The organism is Streptomyces sp. NPDC057486, from assembly GCF_042802415.1.
GTDB classification, from domain to species: Bacteria; Actinomycetota; Actinomycetes; order Streptomycetales; family Streptomycetaceae; genus Streptomyces; species Streptomyces yanii.
This window is the reverse complement of record NZ_JBHVEE010000243.1, coordinates 1-6921: the sequence shown is the minus strand read 5'-3', so window position 1 is coordinate 6921 and position 6921 is coordinate 1. Positions and strand designations below refer to the sequence as shown.

Below are 6921 nucleotides of genomic sequence, written 5' to 3'. Positions count from 1 at the left end.
GCACCGAAAAGTGCAACGGCGGCCGCCGGATGTCCTGCCACAACAAACCTCGAGCAGTGCCACTGTGTCCGTGCACGGGTCTTCAGGCACGGTCGGCTCCCGGGTGGGTGTCGTGGCGGCGAGGTCGCAGCTTGTCGCAGGACGGGTGCAACGGCGGCAACCGGCACTCCGAGGCAGGCATGGCCGGTGTCGGAGCAATCGATGTCGGTCAATTCCACGAGCAGGCCGTTCCTGTGTCGGCCGCTGCCCATGACATGCGCCAGGCCTCCGCGGTACCACTGTCAGCCGTGGCAGCGCCGGTTGCGGTACCAGGCGGGTGAGTGCTCCGGCCCGCGCGCTGGCCGGCGCCGCGGCTGGGACCGGATGCGGCCAGCAGCACGGGCACAGCAAGGTCCTGCAGCTGTCGATAGCGGGGCGGCGGGTGGCGGCGTGAACGAAATTCCGATGCACGCAAGCCGCTCAGCCGAGAGGATCCCGGGATGCAGAAGATTCCGACCCTGTTCGTCCGCGACTTCGACAACAACCCCACGCATGTCCTGCCTGAGGTGAATCCCGGCTGCGAGTGGGTGCTCGCAGGTGAAGGGAAGGCCACCCGCAAGTACGACGGCACCTGCGTGATGCTCGACGAAACGGGCAAGTGGTGGGCGCGTCGCGAGGTCAAGCCCCGCAAGGCGGTACCGCCGAACTACATCGTCCTCTCCGTCGACACCGAGACCGGTAAGACCATCGGCTGGGAGCCCGTAGATCAGTCATCGTTCGCGAAGTTCCACGCAGAGGCCCTGCAGGCGGCCGGCCCGAGCGAGCGGACCGCCGGGACCTTCGAGCTGATCGGCCCGAAGGTGAACGGAAATCCCGAGGAAGTCGACGTTCACCGGCTCGTCGAGCACGCCGCAGCGCAGCACGTCTCAGTGCCGGAGCTGACGTTCGATGGCATCCGGAGTACCGTGCTGGCCCTGGCCGCGGTCGATGGCTGTGAGGGGATCGTCTGGCACCACACCGACGGACGGATGGCGAAGATCAAAGCCAGGGACTTCCCGAAAGCATGACGGCGAAGCACCCCCGACCGATCTTGAGTTCTAGGGCGTGTGTCGGGGGCACTGTCGCGTGTCCAGGGTCAGCGGTTGTCGGCGCACACGTGAACGTGAAAGTGCCCAGTCACGTACGGTTGAACGGGCTCTGTCGCTTGGGCCGGTTCGACACGGTGGACTTCCCCAGGGACGGAGACGACTGTCGTTGGGATGCCACCGCGCACGATCCGGTCACCCGCGCTCGCCCCCAAGGTGTCGGGCACGTCAAGGTGCATCAGCACCGTGCGGTGGTCGACAGGGTCAGACGGGCTCGGTCAAGCGCGAGGGCCGTAAGTGATGTGTCGCGCTGACCGCTGAACAGGCCGCCCCGAGCCGTCGGCCGTGAACGGCAGCGCGGTCGGCATCGACCCGGGCATAGCCAACCAGGAGTCACGAGTACCGCCATGTCGTCTCAACTGCCGGGATGGCATTTTCGGCTCGCGCAGTCCGGCAGATCGACTGTCGCATGTGGCATGGATGATACTTCGACATAAGGTGCATCTGTAACCAATCTGCCCCAACCAGATCACATATGGATGAGGAGTCGATTGTCCGATGGCGAAGCTACTTTTTGTGATGACTGGCGCGGCGTACTGGACGCTCAAGGACGGCACCAGGCATGCGACGGGTTACTGGGCCGAGGAGTTCGCGGCCCCGTACAAGGCGCTCACCGAGGCCGGCCACCAGGTCGTGGTCGCCACCCCCAACGGGGTGGTTCCGACCGTGGACATGATGAGCCTGCGCCCCGAGATGGCCGGCAGCGCTCAGATCGCTCTCGATCTGGAGGCGACCATCCGCTCTGCAGAGGTGATGCGGCGGCCGATCCAATTGGCGGACGCCCGCCCGGAAGATTACGACGCTGTCTACTTCCCGGGCGGCCACGGCCCCATGGAAGACCTGTGCGTCGACGCGGACGCCGGACGGTTGCTGACCGCGGCGGTCGCCGCTGGCAAGCCTCTCGCCATTGTCTGCCACGCCCCGGCCGCGATGCTGGCGACCAGGATCCACGGCGTATCGCCGTTCGCCGGCTACCGGATCACGGCGTTCACCAACGAGGAAGAGAACGCGGTCGGGCTTGGCCCGAAGGCCCGCTGGTTGTTGGAGGACGAGCTCATTGACCTGGGAGTCGAGTTCACCAAGGGCGAGATGTGGAAGCCCTATACGGTGGTTGACCGCAATCTGTTCACCGGGCAGAACCCTGCCTCGGCAGCCGTCCTGGCCGAACGTCTGCTCAAGGTCCTTTGAGGAGCGTCGCCGCGCTTTGCATACCGGCAAGGTTCTGCCTGCGATGCGGCCTGCGCCGCTACGGGGGACAGCCCTTCGGGCTCGGCTGGGCGGCGCAGGAACCACGGGCTCCGCCACGTCCCCGAGTGCCGGTCCCGATCCGGGCGGCGCCCCACGGAACCACGCCATACACGAGCCACTCCTCACCCTGCCGACCGCCGTGCGGTCAATGAAGGTGTCAAGCTACGCACATAGGTTTGACCTGCGCTTACACCTCAGCAGACGAACGAACCGATGCCGTTCTCAGTCCGGATGATCCCGCGTTCCCGCAGGTCGGCAAGGGCCTTGCGCGCTGTCACCTGGGCCACCCCGAACTCACCGCACAGAGCGAGGATGCCGGGCAGCTTCGATCCCGCCGGATACTCGCCAGCGCCAATGCGCCGCTCAAGTTCCGCTGAGATCTGGGTCCACTTCGCGCGGGTCGGATCAAGCTCCACATGATCAATGCTGCGCGCTGTAGCGGTTCATGGCGAGGGATAGCTAGCTATAGCAAGGTCCCGTAAAGTGGGTGCCCCACAACAGAAACGCCCCCGAGAAATCCGGGCTAGGGATCACTCAGGGGCTAGTCGACTGGAAGGAGTCGACCTGTGAAAAACCCTATCTGCGAGCACGACCGCTTCATCACCCCCGTGCCGGCCACAGCGGCTGACAGTGCGTGCGTGCGCCGCTCCGGGCACGACGGCCCCCACAGAGCGTCAAACGGTGAGACGTGGACCGGTACCGAGTGCGGAGCCGTCGACCCCACGTCGCCCGTCGATGCGTGGCAGCACTCCCCCTGCCAACGTGTGCCCGGACACGTCGGTGACCACATCTCAGCCACGTGCCACCAGTGGAGCAATAAGGACACCACGCCGAACCCTGCGGGGGGCAGCACGACCCCCCGTTACGTCGGTACCGACCCCGCGACCGGGAAGGACATGTTCGTGGTCAGCCCCCGTGGCGGGGTCCTGAACGCTTGTGCCGACATCGCCGGGCTGGAGGCGGCCAGCGCCCTGTTGGCCGTCGTGGGGAGCGTCCTGGAGGCGGGTGAAGCCGTGTCGGACGCGGAGCGTGCGGCGTTCCTTGAACACATGGCGGCCACGCTGGCAGAGGTCGTCTCCATCGCTGCCAACAGGCTCCCGGTGAACGCTGGCACGCACGCTGCGGCGGAGAGGTTGATGCGTAGGGCGTAACCCCGAACGCAAAAGAGCCCCAGACCTAGGACGATGTCAGGTCTGGGGCTCTTGTCATGCGTGCGGGCCCTCAGGGCACTCCTGACGGACCGCCAGAAAACACGAGAGCCCCGTACCAGCCACCGGAGAGGCAGCGGGTACGGGGCGTGCGTGCGCGGGTGCTAAGCCGACAGAGCGGCGGGGGTCCGCTGGGTCTCACCGACGGCCGCCAGGTATCTGCGTCCGGTCCGGGCGGACACTCCAAAGTGGTCGGCCGGGAGTGCACCGGTTACGGGTCGGCCATGCCTGGAGGCCAGGACACGGACGGCCGCCCCTGACAGGATTGCGGACGGGCGGGCGCCTTGTTGCCCCCGTCCGACGATGGTCGAATTAGGCTCTGTGCGGACGGAACCGGGGGGATGATGAAACAGTGGCCTGAAGGACCTGCCGCCGACCCGGAGGCGGCCCGGGAGCGCTATGCCTCTGACATGCGGGCGTCACGCAAGGCTGTGCGAGAAGTACTCAGGGCCGACCTGCCTGTTGCGCACTTCGGCCTTGGAATCGTCGTCGTGGCAACTGTGGTCGTGGGCCTGTTCGCGGGGGCCATTGCTGGTGCCCTCGTGGCTGGATTCTTCGCCGCTCTGTTCCTTGTCGCGCTGGCGGTCACGCTCCTTCGGGGCATCAGGGGGATGGATGCAGGTCGCCGGGCCTATCTCTTCACCTTTGGCTGGGCGAACTGGGTCTAGGCTGCCCCGGGCTCGGTATCGACCTGGACGGCCCGCAGGATCGTCTCCCACGTGCCGGCCGTTGATGACCAGGCGGCTGGCGCTGCCGATATTTCACTTCCGCGGTGAGGTTCGAGCCGAGCTCGCCGCCGCCATCTCGCAGCTGCCTCGGAGAAGGAATGACCGGCTAACCCGGCAAACCTTCACGGTCAGAGCACTAGCTAGCCTCGCCGTTTCGCTTGGGTTTGGCGGCTGGCGAGGCGGAAACGCGAAAGTGCCTTCCTGACCTGGGACGATGAACCTTGCTGAGGGGTTCTGTCGGTCCAGGAGGAGGGCACTTTCTACGTGCAGGGTATCGGGTTGCGTCCCAAGGTCTATGTCAGTGCCGATGGTTCGGGGGTCGTCGGGCATGCCGGTGCACGGTTGCTGGCGGATCTTGCGGATGCCACAGGTCTGACCGCCGCGTACTCCACCGCTCTCAGGCCGCTGCGGCCTCGCGGGACCGGACATGATCCGGGACGGATCGCCACCGACCTGGCGGTGACGCTCGCCGACGGCGGCGAGGCCATCGCGGACCTGGCCGTGCTGCGGGACCAGGCCGACGTGTTCGGCTCGGTCGCCTCGACACCGACGGCCTGGCGACTGCTCGCCGACGTTGACGAGTGGGCACTGGCTTCTGTGCGCTCGGCCAGGGCTTCGGCTCGGGAGGTCGCGTGGCTGCAGGCGGCCGAGACCGGTGAGGGCATACCCGCTGCCCGGGCTGCGGGGCGCGTGCTGCCCGGCCTGGTCCTGGATCTCGACGCCACGCTGATCACCTGCCACTCCGAGAAGGACGCGGCCGCGCCCACCTACAAGGGCGGTTTCGGGTTCCACCCGCTGCTGTGCTTCCTGGCCAACACCGGCGAGGCGTTGTCCGGGCGGCTGCGGCCCGGCAACGCCGGCGCGAACACCGCCACCGACCACATCGAAGTGTTCGACCAGGCACTCGCACAGATCCCCGACGCTCACCGGCACGGCACCGACATCCTGGTCCGCACGGACAGTGCCGGATCCGCGAAAGCCTTCCTCGCTCACGTTCGTGACATGCGGAAACGAGGGATCCGTACCTTCTTCTCGGTCGGATACGCCATCACCGAGCCGGTCCGCCGTGCTGTCCGGGCCATGCCCAAGGACCTCTGGCATCCCGCCCTGAACCAGGACGGGACGCTGCGTGATGGCGCCGAGGTCGCCGAGCTGACCGGCATGGTCGATCTGGACGGCTACCCGGCCGGCACCCGCATCATCGTGCGCCGCGAGCGGCCACACCCCGGAGCCCAGCTGTCCCTGTTCGACCAGGACGAGGGCCTGCGCCATCAGGTGTTCCTCACCGACACCTCCTACTCCGGTGGTGGTTCGGCTCAGTTCCTCGAAGTCCGCCACCGCGGGCACGCATGCGTCGAGGACCGCATCCGTTGCGGCAAGAGCACCGGCTTCGGCCGCTTCCCCTCCCGCGACTTCGGTGTCAATACCGTCTGGCTCGAACTCAGCCTCACGGCGATCGACCTGCTGGCCTGGACCCGCGTCCTGCTCCTGGACGGCGAACTCGCGGCTGCCGAGCCGAAGAAGCTCCGCTACCGGCTGCTGCACGTCGCCGCCCGCCTCACCCGCGGCGGTCGGCGTCTGCGCTTGCGGATATCGGCGACCTGGCCCTGGAGACACGAACTGGCCACGGCCTTCCATCGCCTCGCGGCACTGCCCCGCCCCGCCGGCTGACCAGCAAACCCCCGACCGCCCACGACCTGAAAGACCTTGGAGAACCCGACCATGCGCCGGGACTCCGCCATGCCCAGGCAACGAAATCACCCGGCCCACGTGACAGCAGACGAACAGCGACGTCTCATCACCCCAACCGAAACGGCGAGGCTAGCGCTGGAGAGTCAGCAGATTGAGGCTGGGGCATCTATGGGAGCGGATGTGCTGGCGTTGCCCGGTCACGGATGGATGGAGTCGTAGCAAGCGGCGCGTTTCGTGGCCTACCTGGTTCGGCGGAGATAGCCGATTGAATCGCAGGCTGCATCTGGGTCTGCGGTCGGGCACATCAAGGGATCGTCTTCGTCGCCGAAGAGGTAAGTGTCCACCCTGCAGTCGTCGGCCGAGAAGGTCAGGGACAGCACGGTGCCGCGTGAGGCGGTCTCGTCAGCGCTGGTCTCGGAGTGGAACGCCCACCTGCCGGACGACAGGGCCGAAGGGTGGCTGCAGTCAGACGCGACGGGCAACTTGTTGAAGTTTTCGCTGGTGAAGGTGTGATCCGCGTGGAAGGTCAAGGATGTCCCCGCCTCGTTGGCCCATCGCCCCGCAAGCTGATCCGCTGAGATCTCGGTTGCGTAGATCGCCGCAGCCCAGCCGCACGACGTCAGTGCGATCGCCACCGCCGTGACGGCAGCCGACCGCAAGATCTGTCGGACCACGCAGATCCCTCCCCCACACGCACGGGCAGCCGCCCGCGACCAGGCCCCATTGGCTCGCCCCACACTATATTGAACGCGCTCAAAATTGAACATGCTCAAATCGTGTGACGGCCTGCAGCCGGACGATGTCGGCGAACCTACGCGGTCACAGCACTAGGGCCTGTTCCAGGTTGAGATCACTCGGTGGGGCGGAGGCTGCGGATCCAGATGAGGGAGCCGCGTAGGTGGAGCCCTGCGAGGTAGCTGG

7 protein-coding genes and 1 pseudogene are annotated in these 6921 nt (G+C 66.8%); 6 read left to right on the top strand and 2 right to left on the bottom strand.

The window, feature by feature from the left end:
* The first annotated feature begins 479 nt into the window (after positions 1-479).
* From ACFU6I_RS47220 to ACFU6I_RS47210, 3 genes and pseudogenes are all read left to right on the top strand, one after another.
* Positions 480-1046, top strand: a complete 567-nt coding sequence (locus ACFU6I_RS47220) for a DUF5565 family protein (protein WP_384380404.1) — start codon at positions 480-482, stop codon at positions 1044-1046.
* 143 nt (positions 1047-1189) lie between these two features.
* Positions 1190-1451: pseudogene (locus tag ACFU6I_RS47215) on the top strand (RNA-guided endonuclease TnpB family protein); the annotation flags it as partial.
* A 171-nt stretch (positions 1452-1622) separates the two neighbouring features.
* Complete coding sequence (locus tag ACFU6I_RS47210) at positions 1623-2312, top strand: type 1 glutamine amidotransferase domain-containing protein (protein ID WP_384380402.1); 690 nt, start codon at positions 1623-1625, stop codon at positions 2310-2312.
* A gap of 254 nt (positions 2313-2566) precedes the next feature.
* Here ACFU6I_RS47210 and ACFU6I_RS47205 read toward each other — a convergent pair whose 3' ends face one another.
* Positions 2567-2788 (bottom strand): GntR family transcriptional regulator, encoded by a 222-nt coding sequence (locus ACFU6I_RS47205; protein WP_384380399.1) that lies wholly within the window; start codon positions 2786-2788, stop codon positions 2567-2569.
* Between the two features lie 486 nt (positions 2789-3274).
* On the opposite strand from ACFU6I_RS47205, the gene ACFU6I_RS47200 reads away from it, so the two are divergent.
* From ACFU6I_RS47200 to ACFU6I_RS47190, 3 genes are all read left to right on the top strand, one after another.
* Positions 3275-3523, top strand: a complete 249-nt coding sequence (locus ACFU6I_RS47200) for a hypothetical protein (protein ID WP_384380396.1) — start codon at positions 3275-3277, stop codon at positions 3521-3523.
* Positions 3524-3921: 398 nt separating this feature from the next.
* Positions 3922-4248, top strand: coding sequence for a hypothetical protein (locus ACFU6I_RS47195; RefSeq protein WP_384380393.1), 327 nt, complete (start codon positions 3922-3924; stop codon positions 4246-4248).
* A gap of 294 nt (positions 4249-4542) precedes the next feature.
* On the top strand, positions 4543-5979 hold the full coding sequence (locus ACFU6I_RS47190) for an IS1380 family transposase (RefSeq protein ID WP_384380407.1): 1437 nt from the start codon (positions 4543-4545) through the stop codon (positions 5977-5979).
* Between the two features lie 260 nt (positions 5980-6239).
* Here the strand turns inward: ACFU6I_RS47190 and ACFU6I_RS47185 are convergent, their stop codons facing one another.
* Positions 6240-6635: a hypothetical protein gene (locus ACFU6I_RS47185; RefSeq protein ID WP_384380390.1), complete on the bottom strand. Its 396-nt coding sequence runs from the start codon at positions 6633-6635 to the stop codon at positions 6240-6242.
* Between the last annotated feature and the right edge of the window lie 286 nt (positions 6636-6921).